The organism is Shinella sp., assembly GCF_049651085.1.
Classification (GTDB): Bacteria; Pseudomonadota; Alphaproteobacteria; order Rhizobiales; family Rhizobiaceae; genus Shinella.
In genome coordinates this window covers 1-21,305 of sequence record NZ_JBASBL010000008.1, presented here as the reverse complement: position 1 = coordinate 21,305, position 21,305 = coordinate 1, and the positions used below count along the sequence as shown (strand labels likewise).

18 protein-coding genes and 1 pseudogene are annotated in these 21,305 nt (G+C 61.4%); 10 read left to right on the top strand and 9 right to left on the bottom strand.

Features of this window, described 5'->3' with window-relative positions; genetic code table 11:
• Nucleotides 1–11 precede the first annotated feature (11 nt).
• The 5 genes from WA950_RS04865 to glnH form a co-directional block, all read right to left on the bottom strand.
• Nucleotides 12–680 carry a methionine ABC transporter permease gene (locus tag WA950_RS04865; RefSeq protein WP_424550559.1) on the bottom strand — a complete coding sequence of 223 codons (669 nt, stop codon included), beginning with the start codon at nucleotides 678–680 and terminating at the stop codon, nucleotides 12–14.
• On the bottom strand, nucleotides 670–1,704 hold the full coding sequence (locus WA950_RS04860; RefSeq protein ID WP_424550634.1) for a methionine ABC transporter ATP-binding protein: 1,035 nt from the start codon (nucleotides 1,702–1,704) through the stop codon (nucleotides 670–672). The genes WA950_RS04865 and WA950_RS04860 overlap by 11 nt, the downstream gene beginning before the upstream one ends.
• Nucleotides 1,705–2,097: 393 nt before the next feature.
• Nucleotides 2,098–2,820: a glutamine ABC transporter ATP-binding protein GlnQ gene (glnQ, locus tag WA950_RS04855; protein ID WP_424550633.1), complete on the bottom strand. Its 723-nt coding sequence runs from the start codon at nucleotides 2,818–2,820 to the stop codon at nucleotides 2,098–2,100.
• A 2-nt stretch (nucleotides 2,821–2,822) separates the two neighbouring features.
• Nucleotides 2,823–3,479, bottom strand: a complete 657-nt coding sequence (gene glnP, locus WA950_RS04850; protein ID WP_424550558.1) for a glutamine ABC transporter permease GlnP — start codon at nucleotides 3,477–3,479, stop codon at nucleotides 2,823–2,825.
• Nucleotides 3,480–3,547: 68 nt separating this feature from the next.
• A complete protein-coding gene (gene glnH / locus WA950_RS04845; protein WP_424550557.1) occupies nucleotides 3,548–4,294 on the bottom strand; it encodes a glutamine ABC transporter substrate-binding protein GlnH in 747 nt (248 codons plus the stop codon).
• Nucleotides 4,295–4,536: 242 nt separating this feature from the next.
• Here glnH and WA950_RS04840 point away from each other — a divergent pair, with 242 nt between their 5' ends.
• From WA950_RS04840 to WA950_RS04825, 4 genes are all read left to right on the top strand, one after another.
• Entirely contained in the window at nucleotides 4,537–5,025 is a 489-nt protein-coding gene (locus WA950_RS04840; protein ID WP_424550556.1) for an Lrp/AsnC family transcriptional regulator, read from the top strand.
• 174 nt (nucleotides 5,026–5,199) lie between these two features.
• On the top strand, nucleotides 5,200–6,411 hold the full coding sequence (locus WA950_RS04835; protein ID WP_424550555.1) for a diaminopropionate ammonia-lyase: 1,212 nt from the start codon (nucleotides 5,200–5,202) through the stop codon (nucleotides 6,409–6,411).
• Nucleotides 6,408–7,628: a Zn-dependent hydrolase gene (locus WA950_RS04830; RefSeq protein WP_424550554.1), complete on the top strand. Its 1,221-nt coding sequence runs from the start codon at nucleotides 6,408–6,410 to the stop codon at nucleotides 7,626–7,628. The genes WA950_RS04835 and WA950_RS04830 overlap by 4 nt, the downstream gene beginning before the upstream one ends.
• Nucleotides 7,625–8,782, top strand: coding sequence for a M20 aminoacylase family protein (locus WA950_RS04825; RefSeq protein ID WP_424550553.1), 1,158 nt, complete (start codon nucleotides 7,625–7,627; stop codon nucleotides 8,780–8,782). The genes WA950_RS04830 and WA950_RS04825 overlap by 4 nt, the downstream gene beginning before the upstream one ends.
• Nucleotides 8,783–8,853: 71 nt before the next feature.
• Here the strand turns inward: WA950_RS04825 and WA950_RS04820 are convergent, their stop codons facing one another.
• A complete protein-coding gene (locus tag WA950_RS04820; protein WP_424550552.1) occupies nucleotides 8,854–11,235 on the bottom strand; it encodes an AI-2E family transporter in 2,382 nt (793 codons plus the stop codon).
• Between the two features lie 517 nt (nucleotides 11,236–11,752).
• Here WA950_RS04820 and repA point away from each other — a divergent pair.
• From repA to repC, 3 genes are all read left to right on the top strand, one after another.
• The gene (gene repA, locus WA950_RS04815; RefSeq protein WP_424550551.1) at nucleotides 11,753–12,988 is read left to right on the top strand and encodes a plasmid partitioning protein RepA; all 1,236 of its coding nucleotides are present in this window, start codon (nucleotides 11,753–11,755) and stop codon (nucleotides 12,986–12,988) included.
• A 28-nt stretch (nucleotides 12,989–13,016) separates the two neighbouring features.
• The gene (gene repB, locus WA950_RS04810; RefSeq protein WP_424550550.1) at nucleotides 13,017–14,015 is read left to right on the top strand and encodes a plasmid partitioning protein RepB; all 999 of its coding nucleotides are present in this window, start codon (nucleotides 13,017–13,019) and stop codon (nucleotides 14,013–14,015) included.
• Between the two features lie 198 nt (nucleotides 14,016–14,213).
• Nucleotides 14,214–15,428, top strand: a complete 1,215-nt coding sequence (repC, locus tag WA950_RS04805; RefSeq protein ID WP_424550549.1) for a plasmid replication protein RepC — start codon at nucleotides 14,214–14,216, stop codon at nucleotides 15,426–15,428.
• A 283-nt stretch (nucleotides 15,429–15,711) separates the two neighbouring features.
• Here the strand turns inward: repC and WA950_RS04800 are convergent, their stop codons facing one another.
• Nucleotides 15,712–15,933 carry a hypothetical protein gene (locus WA950_RS04800; RefSeq protein ID WP_424550632.1) on the bottom strand — a complete coding sequence of 74 codons (222 nt, stop codon included), beginning with the start codon at nucleotides 15,931–15,933 and terminating at the stop codon, nucleotides 15,712–15,714.
• Nucleotides 15,934–16,211: 278 nt separating this feature from the next.
• Here WA950_RS04800 and WA950_RS04795 point away from each other — a divergent pair, with 278 nt between their 5' ends.
• Nucleotides 16,212–17,420, top strand: a complete 1,209-nt coding sequence (locus WA950_RS04795) for an MFS transporter (RefSeq protein WP_424550548.1) — start codon at nucleotides 16,212–16,214, stop codon at nucleotides 17,418–17,420.
• Nucleotides 17,421–17,447: 27 nt separating this feature from the next.
• Here the strand turns inward: WA950_RS04795 and WA950_RS04790 are convergent, their stop codons facing one another.
• Nucleotides 17,448–18,317 (bottom strand): LysR substrate-binding domain-containing protein, encoded by an 870-nt coding sequence (locus WA950_RS04790; RefSeq protein ID WP_424550547.1) that lies wholly within the window; start codon nucleotides 18,315–18,317, stop codon nucleotides 17,448–17,450.
• Between the two features lie 141 nt (nucleotides 18,318–18,458).
• Here WA950_RS04790 and pbfA point away from each other — a divergent pair, with 141 nt between their 5' ends.
• Both pbfA and WA950_RS04780 read left to right on the top strand, forming a co-directional pair.
• Nucleotides 18,459–19,820, top strand: coding sequence for a (R)-1-hydroxy-2-aminoethylphosphonate ammonia-lyase (gene pbfA / locus WA950_RS04785; protein WP_424550546.1), 1,362 nt, complete (start codon nucleotides 18,459–18,461; stop codon nucleotides 19,818–19,820).
• Nucleotides 19,821–19,848: 28 nt separating this feature from the next.
• Nucleotides 19,849–20,859, top strand: coding sequence for a 2-hydroxyacid dehydrogenase (locus tag WA950_RS04780; protein WP_424550545.1), 1,011 nt, complete (start codon nucleotides 19,849–19,851; stop codon nucleotides 20,857–20,859).
• Nucleotides 20,860–20,945: 86 nt separating this feature from the next.
• On the opposite strand, the pseudogene WA950_RS04775 reads toward WA950_RS04780, so the two are convergent.
• A pseudogene (locus WA950_RS04775) lies at nucleotides 20,946–21,305 on the bottom strand (hypothetical protein); the annotation flags it as partial.

Sequence of the window (21,305 nt, the reverse complement as noted above, 5' to 3'; positions counted from 1 at the left end):
GGGATTGAAAATCAGCTCTTGCGGTTTCGCTTGTCGAAGCGGCGGGCAAGCGCATCGCCGGCGCTCTGGACCAGTTGCACGAGCACGATCAGGACGATGACCACGGCCAGCATCACGTCCGGCATGAAGCGCTGGTAGCCGTAGCGGATTCCGAGGTCGCCAAGACCGCCTCCGCCGACTGCGCCGACCATGGCGGAATAGCCGATGAGGCTGACGATGGTCATGGTGAAGGCGAGAAGGATGGATGGCCGGGCCTCGGCCAGAAGCACCTTGAAGACGATCTGCATCGGCGTCGCGCCCATGGCGCGGGCGGCTTCGATCAGCCCCTTGTCGATCTCCCGGATCGCCGCCTCTACCAGACGGGCGAAGAACGGAATGGTGGCGATCGTCAGCGGGACGATGGCGGCGGTGGTGCCGATCGAGGTGCCGGTCAGAAGACGTGTGAACGGGATGATCGCTACGACCAGGATGATGAACGGCGTCGAACGGGCGGCATTGACGATAAGCCCGATCGTCTGGTTGAGCGCTGGTGCCGGGAAAAGCTCGCCCTTGCCGCTGGTCGCCAGGAAAACGCCGATCGGCAGGCCGATCAGCGAACCGATCAGGCCGGAAACGGCCACCATGTGCAGCGTTTGCAGCAGCGATTTCCAGAGCAGGTCGAAAAGCATGTCAGGCGACATAGCCGAGCACCTCCGTGGACAGGCCGGTTGCGGCATAGAACCTGTTGGCGCGCTCGATAACCTCGGGCGTGGCCGGATACGAGACGACGAGCGTCCCGAACGGTTCGCCGGCGATCTCCTCGATCGCCCCGGCAAGAATGTTGACGTCGCCGCCGATCTCGGTGACGAGCCGCGCGGTCAGCGGCTGGAAGGCCGTTGCGCCGAAGAAGGTGAGCCGCACGAGAACGCGGTCACTCGCGGAAGGTTCGGCCTTCAGGCCGGAGCGCAGCCATTCCGGCAGGCTGGTGCCCAGCGTCGAGGCGAGGAGAATGCGCGTCGTGTCGTGCCTAGGGGCGGTGAATACATCGAAGGTTGCGCCCTGCTCTACGATGCGCCCATTGTCGATGACGGCGACGTGCGAGGCGATCGTCTTGACGACCTCCATCTCGTGCGTGATCAGCAGGACCGTCAGGCCAAGTTCTGCATTGATCTGCCGCAGCAGCGCCAGGATCGACTGCGTCGTTTCCGGGTCGAGAGCGGAGGTGGCTTCGTCGGACAACAGGAGTTTCGGCGAGGTGGCGAGCGCCCGGGCGATGCCGACGCGCTGCTTCTGCCCGCCCGAAAGCTCGGACGGATAGCGCCCGGCCTTGTCGCCGAGGCCGACGAGGTCGAGAAGCGGGGCGACTTTCTGCCTGATCGCAGCGCGGTCTAGACCGGCGATCTCGAGCGGCAGTGCGACATTGTCGAAAGCTGTGCGCGAGGACAGCAGGTTGAAATGCTGGAAGATCATCCCGACTTCGCGGCGCAGGCCGCGCAGGCCCGCCTCGTTCAGCCGGCCAACCTCGGTGCCGTTGACGACGACCCGTCCCGAACTTGCCTTTTCGAGCCCGTTGACGAGCCGGATGAGCGTGGACTTGCCGGCGCCGGACCGGCCGATGATGCCGGTGATCGCGCCCCGGCCGACGGTCAGGTCTACGCCGTCAAGCGCCGTGAAGGATTTTGCGTCGTCGCCGTAGCGCTTGGTCACGCCTTCGAACGTGACCATGGGCGCGGTTTGCGCGCGCTCATGCGAAACGGCATCGGCCGCTACTGCTGGGGATATCATTTTCACCTCACGGGTTCAGTCAGGTCATCCGGCGAAATAGCATCGCCATGGCGTCATGCGAAGACGCAACACATTCGATGAAAGGTGACTATCCGTGGCATGGGTCGGCTTTGGTCTCTATGGTCGGCGTTCCGATGAGGAACCAATGCCCTGACCCGCCGCAATTTGACAGGAATGAAATTCCCAAAGCGGGCCGTTCCGGGGAATATTCTCGCTTTGGCCCGCGACCAATCGTCCCCACTCCTCCCGATCCGTCTTTGCCGGTCGTTCAGGCGCGGAGGAACAATGCAGGAAACGAATGCCGCCGCATCGAACTGCGGCGGCCGTGCCGTTTCAGTGAACGTGCTGGAGAAAATCCTGCAATCGCGTGTTTTCGGGTGCGTCCAGCAGTTTGGCAGGATCGCCATCGACCGAGATCTTGCCGCCTTCCATGAAAATTAGCCGGGTGCCGACCTTGCGGGCAAAACTCATCTCATGCGTGACCACAACCATGGTCATTCCTTCTTCGGCAAGCTGCTGCATGACGCGAAGGACTTCGTGACGCAGCTCCGGGTCGAGCGCAGATGTCGGCTCATCGAACAGCATCAGCTTCGGCTTGACCGCAAGGGCGCGGGCAATGGCGACGCGCTGCTGCTGTCCACCGGAGAGTTCCGACGGATAGTGATGCCCCCGTTCCGCAAGGCCGACTTTGGCAAGCAGCTCAAGCGCCAGCTCTTCCGCTTCTTTTTTGCCGAGCCCCCTCACCTTCCGGGATCCGAAGGAAACGTTCTGAAGGGCGGTCATCTGCGGGAACAGATTGAATTGCTGGAAGACCATGCCGGCCTCTTGCCGGATCAGGCGAACTTTCGAGCGACCGTCCTTGACGCTGATGCCATCGACGATGAGATCTCCGCCATCGATCGTCTCGAGTGCATTGATGCAGCGCAGAAGCGTCGACTTTCCCGAGCCGGACGGGCCGATGAGGACGACCACTTCGCCCGCCTCGACCTTCAGGTCCACTTCCTTGAGGACAGTGATCGCGCCAAAGCTCTTGGTGACGGATTTGAATTCAACCATACTCATAGAATCCGCATCCTTTTCTCCGTGATGCGCAGAGCGAGCGTCATCGTGCCGGTCATGATCAGATAGAGGATGGCCACTGCTGCCCAGACCTCAACTGCCCGGAACGTCGTGGACATGATGTCTTGCCCCTGGCGCGTCAATTCGCCGACGCCGATAACGATAAAGAGGGACGTATCCTTGAGGCTGATGATGAACTGGTTGCCGAGCGGCGGGATCATCCGCCGAAAGGCCAGTGGCCCAATGATGTAAAACAGCACCTTCCATGTGGGCAGGCCAAGAGCGAGACCGGCCTCCCGCAGGCCCTTGTTTACGGAAAGCAGCGCACCGCGCACGATTTCCGCGATGTAAGCGCCAGCATTGATCATGATCGCGGTAATCGCAGCCGATAGCGGATCGACCCGGATATTGGCCAGCATGGGCAAGGCGAAATAGATGAACATTACCTGGACAAGCATCGGCGTGCCGCGGATCAGCTCGATATAGGCAAGGGCGATCGTGTTGAGGACCGTGCCTCCATAGGCGCGCATGGTCCCCGCGACCACGCCGAGGATCATGCCGCCCGCAAGCCCGAGCAGTGTGATGATGATCGTGACGCGCGCACCCACGAGCAAAGTCGGCATCGCCTCCACGATGACAGACCAGTCGAACTCCATGCTTTCCTCCATGTTCTGCTTTGTTCTTGCGGAGCTCGCGGGCCCCCGAGGAGCCCGCGAGAGACCAATCAGTTGGTCGGAGGATCGGCGTCGAACCATTTGCGGTAGATCGTGGCGTAGGTGCCGTCTGCCTTGATCTTGGCAAGGGAAGCGTTGACGCGTTCGCGAAGATCGCTGCCCTTCGGGAAGGCGATGCCATAGTCCTCGGCCTGCATTGCGCCTCCAACCCCCTTCACGCGGCCTTCGCCGTTCATCTTGATGAAGTAGAGGACATTGGGCTTGTCCTGGAGGGAGGCGTCGGCCCGTCCGCTCATCACTTCGAGATAGGCGTTCTCGCCGTTCGGGAAGAGGCGCAGTTCAGCATTCGGGAAATGCGCCTTTGCATAGGCATGCCCGGTCGTACCGGTCTTGACTGCAATCACCTTGCCGTCCATGTCGGCATCGCCGGTCAGCTCACTGTCGGCCGGGACCATGAACAGGAAGTCGCTTTCGTAGTAGCCGTCGGAGAAGTCGACGACCTTGGCGCGCGTCTCATTGATGGTCATCCCTGCAATGGCGGCCTGAACCTGCCCTGTCTGCAACGCCGGAATGATGCCGTTGAAATCCATTGCCTGCAGCGAATAGGTGAGGCCCGCGTCCTTGGCGACCGCCTCCCAGACATCGATGTCGAAGCCGGCCATTTTGTCGTCTTCCTTGAAGTGGAAGGGCACGAATCCGGAGCCGGTCGCGACAACGATGTCTTCGGCGTGTGCGCCGGCGGACAGAAACGCCGCTGCGAGGCAGGCCGCCCCAAGCATGTTCTTGATTGATCTCACGATGAATTCCTCTCCCTGTTGGATTCGGTTGCCGGAGGCTGAGAAGACGATGCCGCCCGTCTGGCGGCGCTGTCCCCCGAGCGGCTATCCTCCGCCGCACGGTTACGCCCCGGAAACCGAAAACACGCCCGTGTTTCACTGATGACTTCAGGCATGTGATGCAATAATATTCACCTGACTCTGAAAAAGGCGCTCTATTACGCCTATCGCTATGCAAGTTTGTTTCGTTGTGGGGGCGGGAAATGAGCGAAAGATCAGCTGGCTCGTCGTTCAAGCTGGACCGGCTGGATCTCGGCATCCTCAAGGTGCTGCAGCGTGACAACAAGACGCCGCAGCGGACCATCGCGGAGATAGTGAATCTGTCGGCCCCTGCCGTGCAGCGGCGCATCAAGCGCATGGAAGAGGCTGGCGTGATCCACGCCAATGTCGCGCTCATCGATCCTGCCAAGGTCGATCATTCGATCACGCTCTTCGTCGAGGTCGAGATGGAGAGCGAGCGGGCGGAAGTGTACGACGCGGCCAAGCGATCCTTCGCGGCGACGCCCGAGGTGCAGCAATGCTATTACGTGACGGGAGAAGCCGACTTCATCCTGGTGATCGTCGTGCGCGCGATGTCCGACTACGAGGCGCTGACGCGCAAGCTGTTCTTCGGCAACAACAACGTCAAGCGTTTTCGAACTTTCGTGTCCATGGAGCGCGTCAAGGTAGGCATGACCGTGCCATTGGAGTGAGTGCTTCCGGCTACGCGGCGCCTGTGCCGTGCAGAACGCCTCACGAAACAAAAGTCAGAATCGGAGCGCAAAAACGAAGAAAAATTGCATCGAACGCACTAAAATGCAGCGCCTTTCTCTCAGGCCTTGAAATAGTATTTCATCAATCAGTTCTTGACCTGCCGGGAGCCGCCAATGTCCACCACGCCCTATTTGATGAATACCCTTCCCTCGCACGGCCAGCCTCTGGACATCCGCGATGCCGAAACGCTGAGCCTGGCGGCGGTCGAGCAGGTGGCACAAGTGCTTGCATTGCGCGAGAGCAACGCCGCAACCCCGCTGCACGCTCTTCCGGGGCTTGCCGGGGAGCTGGGGCTCGGCTCGCTGCACATCAAGGATGAAGGTTTCCGTCTGGGGCTTGGCTCCTTCAAGGCGCTCGGCGGCGCCTATGCGCTGATGATCCTGGTGCGGGAAGAAGCCTCTCGCCGTCTCGGCCGCGAGGTCGCTATAAACGAGCTGATGTCGGACGAGGTTCGCGCTATTGCCGCGACCATGACCTTCGCCTGCGCCACCGATGGCAATCACGGTCGCTCCGTCGCCCAGGGCGCCGAGCTGATGGGCGCGCGCGCCGTGATCTTCGTCCATTCCGGGGTCAGCGAGGCGCGGATCGCGGCGATTGCCCGTTTCGGTGCCGAGATGGTGCGCGTCGAGGGTAACTACGACTTCTCCGTCTCCGAGGCGACCCGCGTCGCGACCGAGCAGGGTTGGACAGTCTTGTCCGACACATCCTGGCCCGGTTACGAATACATTCCCGGCCTTGTGGCGCAGGGCTACACCGCGATGGTACGCGAAATCCTGTCCGCGCTGCCGGAGATGCCGACCCATGTCTTCCTTCAGGCGGGTGTCGGCGGCTTTGCCGCCTCCGTCGCCGGGCATCTGGCCATCGCGCTTGCAGACAAGCGGCCGCATGTCACCGTCGTTGATCCCGCGCGCGCCGCCTGCCTCTACGAAAGCGCCCGGGCTGGCCATATCGTGAAGGTGGAAGACGCCGAGCCGACCGTCATGGCGATGCTGGAATGCTACGAACCGTCGATGGTTGCTTTCCGCATTCTCGAACGGGTAGCGGACGGCTTCATGACCGTGGATGAGGACGTTGCGCCCGAGGTGATGCGCCGTCTGGCCTCTCCCGTCGCCGGTGATCCGGTGGTGGTAGCCGGCGAAAGCGGCGGCGCGGGTCTGGCTGGTGTCCTGACCGTGCTGCGCGACCCTGAACTCGCCGCAACGATAGGGCTTGGCCGGGAGGCGCGTGTGCTGGTCATCAACACGGAAGGCGCCACCGATCCGGCGCTCTACGAAAAGATCGTCGGACGCAGCCCCGAAACCGTCCTGAAGGGAACCGCAGCATGACCATCGGGGTCGACGCCGCCCGCCTGATCGGGCGCTTGAAGGAACTCGGTGCGACCGGCCGTGACGAGGCGGGACGGCTTTGCCGCCTTGCCGCCACCGATGCGGACCGCGAAGGGCGTGACCTCCTGTGCAACTGGCTCCGGAAAGCCGGGCTGCGGATCGAGATCGATCGCATCGGCAACATCCATGGCATATGGGAGCCGGAAGGTGCGGCGGGCGACCCTGTCATCATGGGATCGCATATCGACACCGTCATCGACGCGGGTATCTATGACGGCTGCTACGGCGTGTTGTCGGGCCTTGCCGTGATCGAGGCGATGCAGCAGGCGGGCCTGAGACCGTCGCGTCCTCTGGCCGTTGTCGCCTATACCAACGAGGAAGGCGTTCGCTACGCACCCGACATGATGGGCAGCCTTGTGGCCGTTGGCGGCCTCTCGGCCGATGAGGCGCTGGCCATCGTCGGGACGGATGGAACGACGCTTGGCGCGGAGCTTGGCCGTATCGGCTATGTCGGCTCGCGTGAGCCGGGCTTCCTGAAACCGCATGCCTATGTCGAACTGCATATCGAGCAGGGACCGATCCTGGAGGCTGAAGGCCGGCCGATCGGTGCGGTGGAAAACCTGCAGGGCATTTCCTGGCAGAAAATCACCATCGGCGGCACGGCCAATCATGCGGGCACCACCCCCATGGCGATGCGCCGCGACGCCGGTGTCGCCGCCGGCCGCGTTCTCGTCTTTCTCGATCAGCTCGCCCGCAACACAGAAGGCGCCGTCGCAACGGTCGGAACGATCCGCTTCGAGCCGAACGCGATCAATGTCATACCTTCAGCGGCCACCTTCACCGTTGACCTGCGCAATCCCGACGAGGTGCTGTTGCAGGGGCAGGAGACGGCGCTCGATGCGTTCCTCGACGGTCTGCGTAACGAAGGTTTCGAGGTGAAGGCTGAACGGTTGGCCCGCTTTCAGCCCGTGATCTTCGAGCCGGAGATCGTTGCCGCCATCGAAGCATCCGCGGCGGAGCGGCAACTGGTTTGTCGCCGCATGACCTCCGGAGCGGGCCATGACGCGCAGATGATTGCGCGTATCGCTCCCTCGGCGATGATCTTCGTTCCCTCGAAGGGCGGCATCAGCCACAACCCGGCGGAATTTACCGCGGACAGCGATCTGGTCGCAGGGGCCAACATTCTCCTCGACGTCGCAAGGAAGCTCAGCCAATGACCGATCTCGAAAAGCTTCAGGCACAAATGACCGCGTGGCGGCGTGATCTTCACCGCCATCCCGAATTCGGCTTCGAGGAGAGACGCACCGCGGCCTTCGTCGCCGAAACCCTGCGCAACTTTGGCATCGAGGTTGCCGAGGGCGTTGGTGGTACCGGCGTCGTCGGCACGCTCAAGCGCGGCACGTCGAACCGTGCCATCGCGCTACGCGCCGATATGGACGCCCTGCGGATCACCGAAGCGACGGGCGCGCAATGGGCCTCTGCCACCCCCGGCACCATGCATGCCTGCGGCCACGACGGGCATACCGCAATGCTGCTTGGCGCAGCAAAGCTTCTTGCCGAGGACGGTGGCTTCGACGGAACCGTGCGCTTCCTGTTTCAGCCGGCGGAAGAATGGGGCCAGGGTGCGCTCGCGATGCTGGACGACGGGCTGATGGAACGGTTTCCATTCGATGAGATCTACGGTCTTCACAACATGCCCGGCTTGCCGCTCGGGCATTTCGAAACCCGACCCGGCCCCATCATGTCGGCGGAGGATATTTTCGAGATCACCATCAATGGCAAAGGCGGTCACGCCTCCCGCCCCGACTGGGGGCGCGAGGTCATGGTGCCGGCCTGCGCGCTGGTTCTCGACCTGCAGACGATCGTTGCCCGCCGTCTCGACCCCTCCGAGATTGCCGTGGTTTCCGTCACCGAACTTCTTACGGACGGAACGCGCAACGCCCTGCCTAGCCGGGCACGGGTTCTGGGCGACTGCCGGAGCTTCCGCCCTGAGGTCTCGGCCCGGATCGAGGAGGAAATGCGCCGCATCGCCCGCGGCATTGCCGAGGGGCACGGTGTGGAAGCTGACGTCAAGTACACGCGCGAATTCGTGCCCACGATCAACGATGCCTCTCTCACCGAGGAGATGATGGCTGCCGCAGGTCCGGTATCCCGCACGGTTGCGCTTCGCGCCGAGCCGATGACCGCCTCCGAGGATTTCGCGCGGTTCCAGACGCGTGTGCCCGGTTGCTTCGCCTTCATCGGCAATGGTGAAACGTGCCCGCCCCTTCACCATCCCGGCTATGACTTCAACGACGAGGCCTTGATCCATGGCGCGCGGATCCATGCCGCGATCGTCAGGAACAGGCTTCCTTCGAGTTCGGACGCGTGACAAGACCCGCTGGCAGCGCGGGAATAGAGGCAGCGCGGCGCCAACTGCAATAGGCCCGTCCACAGCGGGAGCTAGTCCGGAACTCTCTGACCGAGCTTGGCGCCGGTCCCCTCACGGTCGCGTGCAGGCGATGGTGGTGCAATATCATTCCCGGTGATCGTCGAGACGACGTCGGCCGCCATCGACTCCAGCAATTCCAGCTCCTCGGGCTGGAGGGTTCGAGGTTCCGTATCGAGCAGGCACAAGGCTCCCAGCACCATCCCGTCAGTCGTCATCAAGGGCGCGCCGGCATAAAAGCGTGTTTCCCAGAGCTTGATGGCGGGATGGTCGGCGAAGCGCGGATCACGCTGCGTATCATCGACCACAAGCGTTTGCCCCTTGCTCACGACATGATCGCATATGGCTTCATCCCGGGGCATGGTGATCATATCGGTTCCGTTGCGCGTGAGCTTGCCGGGAAGATCCTTGCTTTGGCCGACAATGAACTCATTCTTCTCGTCGATAGCGGAAATCACGGCGAAACGGACGTCGAAGACATCGGCGGCGCGCTTGGCGAGCCCGTCAAGATCCTCACGGGCATGACCGTCCAGCACCTGGGTGTCCACCAGCGCCTTGACCCTCTCCGCATCGTTCTCGGGGGCGGCGGCTATCTGGGTTTCGCGTGCGGCTTCCGGCGCGATCATACGGTGTATTCGTCTGACGGCTTCATGCACGGAATTGACGGCCTCTTCCGCCCCAAGCCGCTCGACCGCCTCACTTTCAAGCAGCGATTCCGGCGCGTTCCATAGAGCAAGCACGATTTTCTTGCCCGGCCAGAGCTTGCGAAGCCGGCGACAGAAGGTCCTTGCAGGGACTCCCGGGTCACGACTGAAGTAGCTAAGGCAGATGATGTCGATGCCGTCGAGCTCCAGCCCGCTCAGGTAGCGTGCGGTCACGACGCCTTCACGCCGCTCCACGGCGGCGATTCCTTCGAGCGCCAGTGCATGGACCAGCATCTCGCAGGCGACGCTGTCGATCTCCCACTTGCCCCCGATACAAGCGACGCGCGGTCTGGAGGACGGGTCTAGCGCCGCTGGATATTCCTCCCGCAAGTCATCCAGGAGCATGTCCATGCCATTGGCTACGCGCAAGCGGTGCTCTGCCCGGGCGTTGCTGAGATAATCATCGCTGACGCGCCGCAGGACCTCGATGCCGTAGTCGTTGTAGAAATCGACGATTTTGTCGTCTTCCAGAGTTTCGTCCACGATCTCAAGGGCTTCTTCCGGGTCATCCGCCAGCAGGCGCTGATAGATCCGCGTGGGGACGTCAAGAACAGGTTCCGACCCGAGCAGGGTATCAAGGAACTGGAGCTGCGGATGGCTGCGCCCCAGAACCAGCAGGCAGACGGTAAGCGGAGTGGACAGTATGAGACCGACAGGCCCCCACAAAGCCGTCCAGAACGTCGCGGCGGCAATCAACGACATGGCCGACAGCCCCGTGCTGGACCCGTAGAGCATGGGCTCCACGACATTGTTGCTGACCAGTTCGAGAAAAACGATCAGCCCGATCGTCAGCAGGACCATGTTCCAGCCGGGATCCACGGAAAAGGCGAGCGCGATCGGGAAAATCGCCGAGAGCATCGGGCCGACATAGGGTACGAAGCGCATCAGCGCCGCGAGCGTTCCCCACAGCAGCCACCCCGGAACGCCGATCGCCCAAAGTCCAAGCCCCATGGGGATGCCGTAGGACACATTCACCACAAGCTGCATCAGCAGGTATTTCGATATGCGCCTGCCGGCTTCCTGCATGGCATCGGTTGATCGGTGCAAGTTGCCGCCAAGAAGCCTGATGAGCCGGTCACGCAGGTCGCTGCGATCGAGCAAAACGAGGAAAACGAACACAAGCACGATGCCGGCGGTAGCAATCGGCTCAACGGCAGGAGCAAGCCATGTGATAGCCGTTTTGAGGGGCGTGTAGGACGGGTCGACGACCTCGACGCGCTGCGGCGGCGGCAGGGCCTCCGCCTTGGAGGTCGCGTCATCAGGGCTGACCTCCGATTGCACGACTTCCACTGTCTTCATGGCTTTGTCCAGAATACCCGGCCCGCGCATCCCCGCGCTGAGATCGTGGACTTTTTCACGGATCGTCGTCTGGTAGACAGGTAGCTGTGCGCTCAATGTGCGCAGTTGGCTCGTGACCAGAAAACCAAGGGCTGCCACCAGCATTACGAGAACAAGCATCACCGTGATAACGGCAACCGCACGGGGAAAACCGCGTCGGGAAAGCCAGGTCACGACGGGGTTCAGCGCAAAACCGATAAGGAAAGCCACCGCAAGGGGAATAAGGATCCCCTGTCCGAAATAGAGCGCTGCTATAAGAATGGCAGCCGCGCCGAGCCAGGCGGCAAAGCGCACGATGTCGGCGTGCCCGCCCTCGACCTGAGACAAGGTTTCAGCGACCGGCTCACCACTCATAAATCCCCTCCACATACTGGCTCCCGACCGACAAATCCTCGGCCGGAACCTCAAGCAACGACAACGCTCCAAACCCGCATTTGTTGCATCGGTTCAATCGGGAACTTGCGGGGATTGGGACTTGGCGGGGGCAACTCGCGTGCCGTGTGGAGCGGCGCCCTCCCGACGATTTCGGCTTCCCGCTGGAAAGGGCTGCATTCCATATGCTGCTATAGGACCGGTGAGGTATGGGAGCGAATCAGAATCGCATGCGTCCATGGATTTCTGGAGCGGAGAGCACGGATTTCATGTGGGATCCAAGGGCCTGCGCGGAGGATGCTGCTGAAGTCACAGGATAAGGAGGCAGCCTTCCAGTCGCGCTGAAATTCTATAAGGCACTGAAATGCAACGGATAATTACGATTTTTCAAACGGCTTTCAGCTCTGCCGTCGACCTCCTGATATCCATTAAGCTCTTGCCAATGAATGGCTTTTGCGTATCGTCACGATAAATATGCCATTCCGGCGAAAAATCCGTGATGAGAGAAATCAACGTGAGCGTGGCGATTAAACCAAACCGCATGGCATTGCCAAGCGTCGACGAGACGATCGGTGCCCAGGCTGAGCTCTTGAGTTCACAGCTTCAATCCATGAGTGAAGCATTGCTTGCGCCGTCTTCTGTGAAGACGCTCCGTCGCTTCACGTCTGGCGAAGCTGCGCGTCTGATCGGTGTTTCTGACTCGACGTTGCGCAAGATGAGCCTGGCGGGAGAAGGTCCCCAGCCCGAAGTCGCCAGCAACGGCCGCCGCCTCTATACCCTGGCCAATATCAATGAGATCCGTGCTCTGCTTGCACGGTCCGCTCGCGGTCGTGAGAGTTTTGAATTCGTGCCGCATCGCCGCGACGGCGAACATCTTCAGGTTCTTGCTGTTACGAATTTCAAGGGCGGATCCGGCAAGACGACGACGACCGCCCATCTGGCGCAATATCTGGCGCTTCAGGGCTACCGGGTCCTTGCCGTCGACCTCGACCCGCAGGCGAGCCTTTCGGCCCTTCTGGGCGTTCTGCCGGAACTCGACGTTACCGCTAACCAGACCCTCTATGCGGCAATCCGGTACGATGCGGAACGCCGCAAGCTTTCCGATATTATCCGCCCGACCTATTTCGAAGGGCTCGATCTCGTTCCGGGAAATCTCGAACTGATGGAGTTTGAGCACACCACGCCGAAGGCATTGAGCGCCGGCACGCGATCCGGTGAGGCTCTCTTCTTTGCCCGTGTAGCGGCCGCGCTTGATGAAGTGGCCGACCGCTACGACGTGGTGGTGATCGATTGCCCGCCACAGCTCGGTTTCCTGACCTTGAGCGGGCTGTGTGCAGCCACCTCCATGATCGTGACTGTCCATCCGCAAATGCTCGATATCTCCTCAATGAGCCAGTTCCTGCTCATGACGCGAGATCTGCTGGGCGTTGTTCGCGATGCTGGTGGCGAACTGAAATACGATTTCATCCGCTACCTCCTGACCCGCTTCGAGCCGCAGGATGCGCCGCAGACGAAAGTTGCGGCCCTGCTTCGGAACCTGTTCGATGACCATGTCCTGACCAACCCGATGGTCAAGTCGGCCGCGGTGTCGGATGCAGGCCTGACGAAGCAGACGCTTTACGAAATTGGCCGGGAAAACCTGACGCGCTCGACCTACGACCGCGCAATGGAAGCACTCGACGCGGTGAACTCCGAAGTTGAAATGCTCATCAAACAGGCATGGGGGCGCATATGACGACCAACCGCAACTCTGGAGAGCCGCGATGAGCAGACGGGATGCAATCGATTCCCTCTTCCTGAAGAAGCCGGGTTCCACCCTCCCCTCTTCCTCCGCCAAGTCAGCCGAGCGGGTGCGCACCGGCGCGATTTCCGCCATGGGCGCTTCGCTGCAGGAAATGGCGGAAAATGCAAAGCAGGCCACGCGCTTGCAGCAGCAGCTCGCCGATGGCGATGCGGTCATCTCCATCGATCCTGCGTTGATCGACAATTGGGGCGTTGCCGACCGTATCCCGTTTGATATCGATCCCGCATTTGACGAACTGGTGCACAGCATGTCCGAGCACGGGCAACAGGTGCCGATCCTCGTGCGCGCGAACGTGCAGTCGCCCGGCCGCTTCCAGATTGCCTATGGTCGCCGCCGGCTCAAGGCCGCCGAAAGGCTCGGCCGCCCTGTCCGGGCGATCGTTCGCGATCTGGCCGACGCGGAGCTCATCGTTGCACAGGGGCGTGAAAACCTCGACCGCAAGGATCTGTCTTTCATCGAGAAGGCCTTTTTTGCAAAGAATCTCGAGGACGAGGGCTGCGACCGGACGACGATCGTTTCTGCGCTCGGCGCGGACAAGGCGGATGTCAGCCGGTATATTTCGGTCGCGCGCGATGTCCCGGCTGATCTCGTAGGGCTGATTGGACCCGCGCCGAAGGCGGGGCGGGCACGCTGGCTGTTGCTCGTCGAAAAGCTCACCTCGCCGGACAAGGTTTCGATTGCACGCGACGTTGCCGGCGCTCTTGCGGTCAAGAAAGCCGACAGTGACACCCGCTTCGAGGCAATTCTCCGCGCCCTGCAGGAGCCGGCGGCGAAACCGCGCGCGACGGTTCGCGCCTGGAACACGCCAGTGGGCAAGCGCGGTGCTCGCATCGAAGAGCGCGATGGAAAGACATCCATCGTGTTCGAGGAAGCGGTAGTGCCCGAATTCGCTCAGTTCGTCTCGGCAAAGCTGGATGAACTATACAAGCAATTTCAGACGCAAACCGGAGAGGGATGACGTGATGGATTAAGCCAAGATGCAAATCGTTCGATGAGCGGTGAAACTTGGCAAAGAAAAAGGCCCCCGAAATGGATCCGGAAGCCCTTCTCGTAGTGTGAACAGCTAGAGAATCGCATTTCCCGGAATCGCCGTCAAGAGTCTTTGGCACCATTTTTGGTGAGCGTTTTTCTGTTGCCTTCATAAAGGTAGAGGAAAATGCAGAGTGGACAGGTGACGACGCCCTTCGGGCGCCGGCCGATGACGCTTGCCTTGGTGAAAAACCAGTTTGCAACGGCAGACATCAAGCAGGGCAAGTCCGTCGACAAATGGAAGATATATCGCGACACCTGTGACGCCCGTTCGCTGCTCGGATTGCGTGATCGCGCGCTGGCCGTTCTCAACGCGCTTCTGTCGTTCTACCCGCAGACAGAGTTGAGCGACGAGGCCAACCTCATTGTCTTTCCATCCAATGTCCAATTGTCTGCACGTGCCAATGGCATCGCGGGAACGACGCTCCGCGAGAACCTGGCGCTGCTCGTTCAGGCCGGGTTGATACACCGTAACGACAGCCCGAATGGCAAGCGCTACGCGCGCAAGGGGCGGGGCGGAGAGATCGAGACAGCCTATGGCTTCAACCTCGCGCCCCTGCTCGCCAGAAGCGAGGAGCTCGCCCTGATGGCGGAGGAGGTGGCGGAAGAGCGCCGGCGGATCAAGATCATCAAGGAGCGGATCACGATCGCAAGGCGGGATATCCGCAAGCTCATTTCCGCTGCCCTGGAAGAGGGAGCTGCAGGCGACTGGGAGAAGGTGGAGGGCCTTTACATTGCCGCTGTGGCCCGCCTTAGAGCTGCCAAAACCCTGAGCGAGCTCACCGACGGCCTCGACGAAATGCTGCTGCTGCGCGAGGGAATCGTCAACACGCTGGAAACGCAGTTAAATTTGCAAAAAAACGCTGCCAATGATGACGAAAACCGTCAGCACATACAGAATTCAAATACCGAATCTCCTCCTGATTTTGAACCTCGCTCTCGAAAAGAGCAGGATGCGAGGCCGAGTGAAGTTTCTGGACGTCGGAACGAGCCGATCAAAATATATCCGTTGGACATGGTGCTGCGGGCCTGCCCGGAGATTTCGGATTACGGACCCGGTGGGGCCATCAGCCAATGGCGGGATTTGATGATGGCATCGGCCGTGGCCCGCGCGATGCTCGGTATTTCTCCGTCAGCCTATGAGGAGGCCGCCGAGGTTATGGGCGCGGAGGGCGCTGCCGTGGTGATTGCCTGCATTCTCGAACGAGCTGGTCACATCAATTCGCCCGGGGGCTATTTGCGCGATTTGACCGAGCGGGCGAGAAAGGGCGAATTCACTCTGGGACCGATGCTGATGGCGCTCAACCGTGCCAATGGGGGACGACAGAAACAATCGGCGTGACGCCTGCCTTCAAGCGGCAGCCGGTTGTTGGGAGCTCCCAACGCGCCCTTCCCTGCGCAGGGTCGGAAGGGTAAGGGCGAGATGGGCGGTGCGCATTTTTTGCGCGCGATGAGGCTCGTCCTGGAGCTGTTGGGAGATCCCAACAGATTCATTGGCAAGAACTAGAGTGCATGGGGAGACAAGCCGCCTCCCCTCCCCGTTCGCGAGCTGGAACTGGAAGGTATTCCGGTTTGGGTCAGCCTTCGGCCTGTCGTGGAGAATTTGTAGCGGCGGAACCTGTCCACTAGTCCTGCGGCAGCAACCCGTCGAACACCTCGAGCAAGGCATCGACGATGGCCTGGCCAAGTGCGTTTGCGGGGACCGCGATCTCTTCGTCGCTCTTGTCTCTTGCAGCAACAGCGAGGTCGCCACCCTGCTCCGCAACGATCGCCTTAGCGCGTTCGATTGCCCATTGAGCGAAATCACTCCGGTTGGAGATCGTCATCGTCTCGGTTTGCTCATCCATTTGCAGTTCCTTCTTATCTTCTAAAACAAGGTCCGGTTCCGGCACGGCCACGTAATATCCAGCGCCCGGCTCGGCCGTCCTTAACACGAGGGTGCCGGCTCGTAGTCACCAAGCCTGTCTCCCCTCCCCGCCCAGAACGGAGGCCTTCCTCCGCAGGCAGTTCGACGAGTGAAATTTCTGCGTCTCGCGCTTGCTTATCACGCGCCTTGCGATCAAGGGTGAGTTTTGAAGGATCGATCGTCCTGCATGCTAATTTCGAGAAATCCGGCGGTATTCAAATGACCACTGCAATAGCCTCCTCCCCTCGCCCGCGAACCCACATCGCCGTGCTGCTCGTGTTGGCAATGACGCATCTGTTGAACGACCTGATGCAGTCGCTGATCCCTGCGGCCTACCCGATCCTGAAGGAAGCCTTTGCGCTGGACTTCGTGCAGATCGGCATGATCACCATGACCTTTCAGATCGCCGGGTCGCTGTTGCAGCCGGTGATCGGCATGGTGACCGATCGGCACCCTGCCCCGTTCTCACCGGTGGTCGGGATGATGTTCACCCTATCCGGTATGCTCAGTCTGGCCTTTGCCCAGAGCTATACCGCCATTCTGATATCCGTCGCGCTGATCGGTATCGGCTCATCGATCTTCCATCCGGAGGCAACGAGGATGGCGCGCTATGCCGCCGGTGGCCGGCAAGGTCTGGCGCAAGGCATTTTCCAGGTGGGAGGGCAAGCGGGTGGTGCGCTCGGGCCTGTTTTCGCTGCGTTGATCATTGTGCCCCTGGGGCAGCCAAGCCTGGCGTGGTTTGCGGTTGCCGCCCTCTCCGCCATGCTGCTGCTGGTCTGGATCGGCAGCAGACAGCGGGAGATCAGCGCCGAGTTCGTTGCGATGCGAGCGACTGCCAAAAAGGATGGTGGCGCACATGTCGAGCACGCCCCTCTCACCATCGCCATCGGCCTTGTCATGTTGACGTTGCTGATGTTTTCAAAGAACGCCTATGGCGAGAGTTTCCGCTCGTTCTATACCTTCTATCTGATGGACAGGTTCGGCCTCTCTATTCCCTCCGCCCAGATGATGCTGTTCATCTTCCTTTTGGCCGCGGCGGTCGGCGTGTTGATCGGAGGGATTGTTGGCGATCGGATCGGGCGATATCGCATCATCTGGATATCGGTGCTTGGGCCGCTGCCGCTGACGTTGCTCCTGCCCTATGCCGACCTTTTCTGGACGGGTGTGCTGACAGTGATGATCAATCTGATCATGGCGAGCGCCTTCGCGTCGATCCTGATCTATGCGATGGAACTCCTACCAAATCGTATCGGCTTGATCGGCGGCCTGTTTTACGGTTTGAACTTCGGTCTTGGTGGAATTGCCGCGGCGATCCTTGGCGGCGTGGCGGATAGTTATGGAGTAGAGACCGTTTACCGGCTCTGCTCGTTCCTTCCGCTGGCTGGGTTGCTGGCCTGGTTCCTGCCCCGCATCGATGAGAGGCGATAGGTTTGGGGCGCGTGGCAGGCGGTGGAATTATCCTTGCGCGAGCGCGCGGGCGCTCGCGAAGAACGCCTGGATTGCCTTGCTGTTGCGCCGATCCTTCAGGCATATCAGCTTTTCATGCATGGTCAGGGGTTGGTGTTCGAGCGCGATCTTGACCAGCCTCGGGTCGTTGTCGAATTCCGCTTCGGAGACGATGCCCACACCGATGCCGGTGGCAACGATGCGCTGGATGGCCTCCCTGCCCTCCGCCTCGATCGCGTAGCGCAGGGTGAGACCTTGCGCCTCCGCGAGTTTCTCGACCATCAGCCGGGTGCGCGAGCCATGTTCCCTCATTACCAAGGGCCAGGCGCTCAGTGCTTCGAGCGAAAGGCTCGCGCGCGCTGCAAGCGGATGGGTCCGTGCGACGAAAAGAACGACCGGTGAGACATTGAGCGAAAACACTTCGAACGGGCGCTCATCAAGCAATTCGCCGAGCACGCCAAGATCGACGTCATAAGCGAGCAGATCCTCCACGATGCTGTGGGAATTTCCTCGGACGATCTTGATCTGGATGCCGGGAAACCGGCGCTGAAAATCGGTGAGTACATCAAGGACGTGATCGACCGAGTCTGCCGCGATTCGAAGCATGCCTGCACGCAGCGACCGCTCCTCCTGCAGAACCTCGAGTGCCTCCCCTTCTGCATCGAACAGGCGGCGTGTTGCCGCCAGAAGCCGTGAGCCTGCCGCTGTCAGTTCGACATGGCGGTGTTTTCGCACGAACAGCGCGACATCATACTCCTCCTCAAGCCAGCGCACCTGATCCGAAATGGCGGGCTGCGTGAGGCTTAGAGCACGGGCCGCTTTGGAAAAGCTGCCGGCCAAAGCGACATGATGGAATGCCCGAAGCTGCACATAGCGCATGAGAGTCGAGGGACCGGTTAGAAGGGTTCTCTAGTATCGAGCGATTCTTAAGTCGCTGCAATAATATCGATTTTGAGCGCCATCCGATAGGTGCGATAGATCCTGCATCGCACCACAACCCAGCACTATCCGGAGAGAGCGATGAAGGCCACGGCACCCACGATGGTTCACACGGAAGGCGAAGCCAACACGTCTGCTGCGCGCGGGGCCTGGAATGCCCGCATGGGAAATGAGCGGATTAATTCCCTCGTGGCGCGCGATGCTACGGCGTTTCTGCACCAGAGCCTTTCCAGTCCCTGCCTGACCGCGATCGCGAAGGCCGAGGGCATCTGGATCGAGGATACTGGCGGCCGGCGCTACATGGATTTCCATGGTAACAGCGTTCACCATATCGGCTATGGGCATCCGCGGTTGAAACAGGCGATCAAGGATCAGCTCGATGATCTGTGTTTTGCTCCTCGCCGGTTCACCTGCGAACCTGCCGTAGAGCTTGCCGAGACCTTGGGCCGGCTGGCGCCCGGTGACCTCGGAAAAGTGCTCTTCACGACAGGCGGTTCGGATGCGATCGAAGTCGCGCTGAAGCTAGCCCGCGCTGCGACCGGCCGCTTCAAGACGCTCTCGTTTTGGGATGCCTTTCACGGTGCGGGTTTCGGCGCATCGAGTGTCGGCGGGGAGGCGACCTTCCGCTCGGGCATAGCGGGCCCGCTCCTGCCAGGTGCAGAGCACGTCGCACCTTGGGCGAGCCGTCACTGTGCCTACGGCCAGAATGATCTTGAAAGTTCCGCCCGCGCCTGCGCCAGCATGATCTCCTATGTTCTGGCGCGGGAGGGTGATTTCGCCGCGCTCGTGGCCGAGCCGATGCGGGCGACGCCCAATCCGCCAGCGCCGGGCTTCTGGAAAGCGGTGCGTGAAGCGTGCGACCGGCATGGAACCTTGCTGATCTTCGATGAAATTCCGACGGGTCTCGGCAAGACAGGCCGCTTCTTCGCCTGCAAGCATGACGATGTCGTTCCCGATATTCTCGTGCTTGGCAAGTCGCTCGGCGGCGGTATCCTGCCAATTGCCGGCGTGGTCGCGCGGCGCGATCTCGACGTCGCGGGGGACTATGCCATCGGTCACTATACGCATGAGAAGAATCCGGTGACCACGCGCGCCGCGCTGACCACGATCTCCATCATCCTGGAGGAGGGACTTGCGGAGCGGGCGGCCGAACTCGGCTCCTATGCAATGGATCGGCTGCGTACCTTCGGTGAAGGTTGCGCCGCGGTCGGCGACGTCCGCGGTCGCGGCCTGCTTTTCGGTGTCGAACTAGTACACGATCAGGTGGATTTCGCGCCGGACAACGCGCTGGCCGAAAGAGCCTACTACCGGTGCATGGAAGCCGGGCTGAGCCTGAAGATCAGCCAGGGCAACGTCATGACGCTTTCGCCGCCCATGGTGATTACCCGCGAGGAGCTCGACCGGGCGCTGACGATCGTCGAACAGGCGATCCTTGCCGGCTGAAACGACTGAATGAAGCAGGAGTATTGTCATGAAGGCCGTTCGAACGGATCAGGAGATCGATTGCCCGGAAATCGACGCGGGGCTGCGGGCCCACGGTGTCGAGCTCGTCACGCTGCCGGATGGGGTCTGCGAAGACAGACTGATGGAGGAGGTGGCGGACGCCGACCTACTGCTCATGTGCTACACGCCGATCAGCGCCCGTGTCATCTCGGCGGCAAAGCGGCTCAAGGGGATCGTCAAGTATGGCGTCGGCATTGACGCCATCGATATTCCGGCAGCATCAATCCGTGGCATACCCGTCGTCAATGTTCCGGACTATGCGCAGGAAACCGTGGCCGAAGGAGCCTTTGCGCTGATGATTGCGCTCGCCAGGCGCCTGCCGGAGATTGGCCAGGCCATGGAGCGGGAGGGCTGGATCTGGCCGGAGCGGCGTTGGCTCGGACGCGATATCGCCGGTGCGACGGTCGGCCTAGTGGGAACGGGCAAGATTGGACGCAGCATGGCCCGCATGGCGGGGGCTGGCTTCCGGGCGCGTGTTCTTGGCTACGATCCGCATGTCGATGCCTTAGAGATGGCCGGCTGCGGCATCGAAAAAGTCGACGATCTTCATGCAATGCTGCGCCAATGCGACTTCGTTTCGCTCCACACCGTGCTGAACGCCTCGACACGACATCTGATCGGCACGACCGAACTTGACTGTATGAAGCAGTCGGCGGTGTTGTTAAACGTGTCGCGCGGGGCGCTTGTGGACGAGGCGGCGCTGGTCGACGCGGTGCTGGCGGACCGGCTCGGCGGTGTCGGACTGGATGTCTACGGGCAGGAGCCGTTGGCGAAGGAGGGCCACCCGCTCAGCGCGCTATTCGGGCGGACGAATGTCATCCTGTTGCCGCATCTCGCCTTCTTCACCGACGAGGCGATGAAGCGGCTATCCGCCGATACGCTGGCCCGCTGCCACGAGATCCTGCAAGGCCGGCCGATCGAAATACGATCGACCGATCCGCGCTTGCGCGCACAGATGCAGAATGTCGTCTTCGTTTGAGCTTGCTTGCAGGGCTCGCCAGGCCGCAAGGGCGGGCCGTTGCGCCACCAAGCTTCCCCGGTCTGTTGGTGAATGGCTGCCTCTATTTAGCGGTCGCCGCTGGCTGAGGCAGGGGAGGGCGCCCCAACAAGCGGCTGGAGGCCGGCGGCCTTTGTAAGATTGACCCGAAACCGATCCCGGCGCCTCTGGTCGAGGTGGGTCGTTTCGGCGCTGGCATTGCCGAGCTGTTTTTTGGACATGACGCTCGTCGGCCTCGGCCGAAGAGGCAAGCCCGGCGCGCAGCGAATGACCGGCGAACAGGGATTTTCGCTCGGCCTGCGAGAGATCGCCGCGCACGCCGGCGGCGAGCGCCGTCTTCTTGACGAGGCGTGCCACCTCCTGATCGTTCAGACGGTCCGGCCCGACCGCTTTGCCCTTGCCGGTGACACGGCGAAACAGCGGGCCGC

Bases quoted from the DNA above. Each gene is read 5' to 3' on its own strand.
- WA950_RS04865 (WP_424550559.1), bottom strand. From the start codon at position 680: ATGTCGCCTGACATGCTTTTCGACCTGCTCTGGAAATCGCTGCTGCAA.
- WA950_RS04860 (WP_424550634.1), bottom strand. From the start codon at position 1,704: ATGGTCACGTTCGAAGGCGTGACCAAGCGCTACGGCGACGACGCAAAA.
- glnQ (WP_424550633.1), bottom strand. From the start codon at position 2,820: ATGGTTGAATTCAAATCCGTCACCAAGAGCTTTGGCGCGATCACTGTC.
- glnP (WP_424550558.1), bottom strand. From the start codon at position 3,479: ATGGAGTTCGACTGGTCTGTCATCGTGGAGGCGATGCCGACTTTGCTC.
- WA950_RS04840 (WP_424550556.1), top strand. From the start codon at position 4,537: ATGAGCGAAAGATCAGCTGGCTCGTCGTTCAAGCTGGACCGGCTGGAT.
- WA950_RS04835 (WP_424550555.1), top strand. From the start codon at position 5,200: ATGTCCACCACGCCCTATTTGATGAATACCCTTCCCTCGCACGGCCAG.
- WA950_RS04830 (WP_424550554.1), top strand. From the start codon at position 6,408: ATGACCATCGGGGTCGACGCCGCCCGCCTGATCGGGCGCTTGAAGGAA.
- WA950_RS04825 (WP_424550553.1), top strand. From the start codon at position 7,625: ATGACCGATCTCGAAAAGCTTCAGGCACAAATGACCGCGTGGCGGCGT.
- WA950_RS04820 (WP_424550552.1), bottom strand. From the start codon at position 11,235: ATGAGTGGTGAGCCGGTCGCTGAAACCTTGTCTCAGGTCGAGGGCGGG.
- repA (WP_424550551.1), top strand. From the start codon at position 11,753: ATGAGAGAAATCAACGTGAGCGTGGCGATTAAACCAAACCGCATGGCA.
- repB (WP_424550550.1), top strand. From the start codon at position 13,017: ATGAGCAGACGGGATGCAATCGATTCCCTCTTCCTGAAGAAGCCGGGT.
- repC (WP_424550549.1), top strand. From the start codon at position 14,214: ATGCAGAGTGGACAGGTGACGACGCCCTTCGGGCGCCGGCCGATGACG.
- WA950_RS04800 (WP_424550632.1), bottom strand. From the start codon at position 15,933: ATGGATGAGCAAACCGAGACGATGACGATCTCCAACCGGAGTGATTTC.
- WA950_RS04795 (WP_424550548.1), top strand. From the start codon at position 16,212: ATGACCACTGCAATAGCCTCCTCCCCTCGCCCGCGAACCCACATCGCC.
- WA950_RS04790 (WP_424550547.1), bottom strand. From the start codon at position 18,317: ATGCGCTATGTGCAGCTTCGGGCATTCCATCATGTCGCTTTGGCCGGC.
- pbfA (WP_424550546.1), top strand. From the start codon at position 18,459: ATGAAGGCCACGGCACCCACGATGGTTCACACGGAAGGCGAAGCCAAC.
- WA950_RS04780 (WP_424550545.1), top strand. From the start codon at position 19,849: ATGAAGGCCGTTCGAACGGATCAGGAGATCGATTGCCCGGAAATCGAC.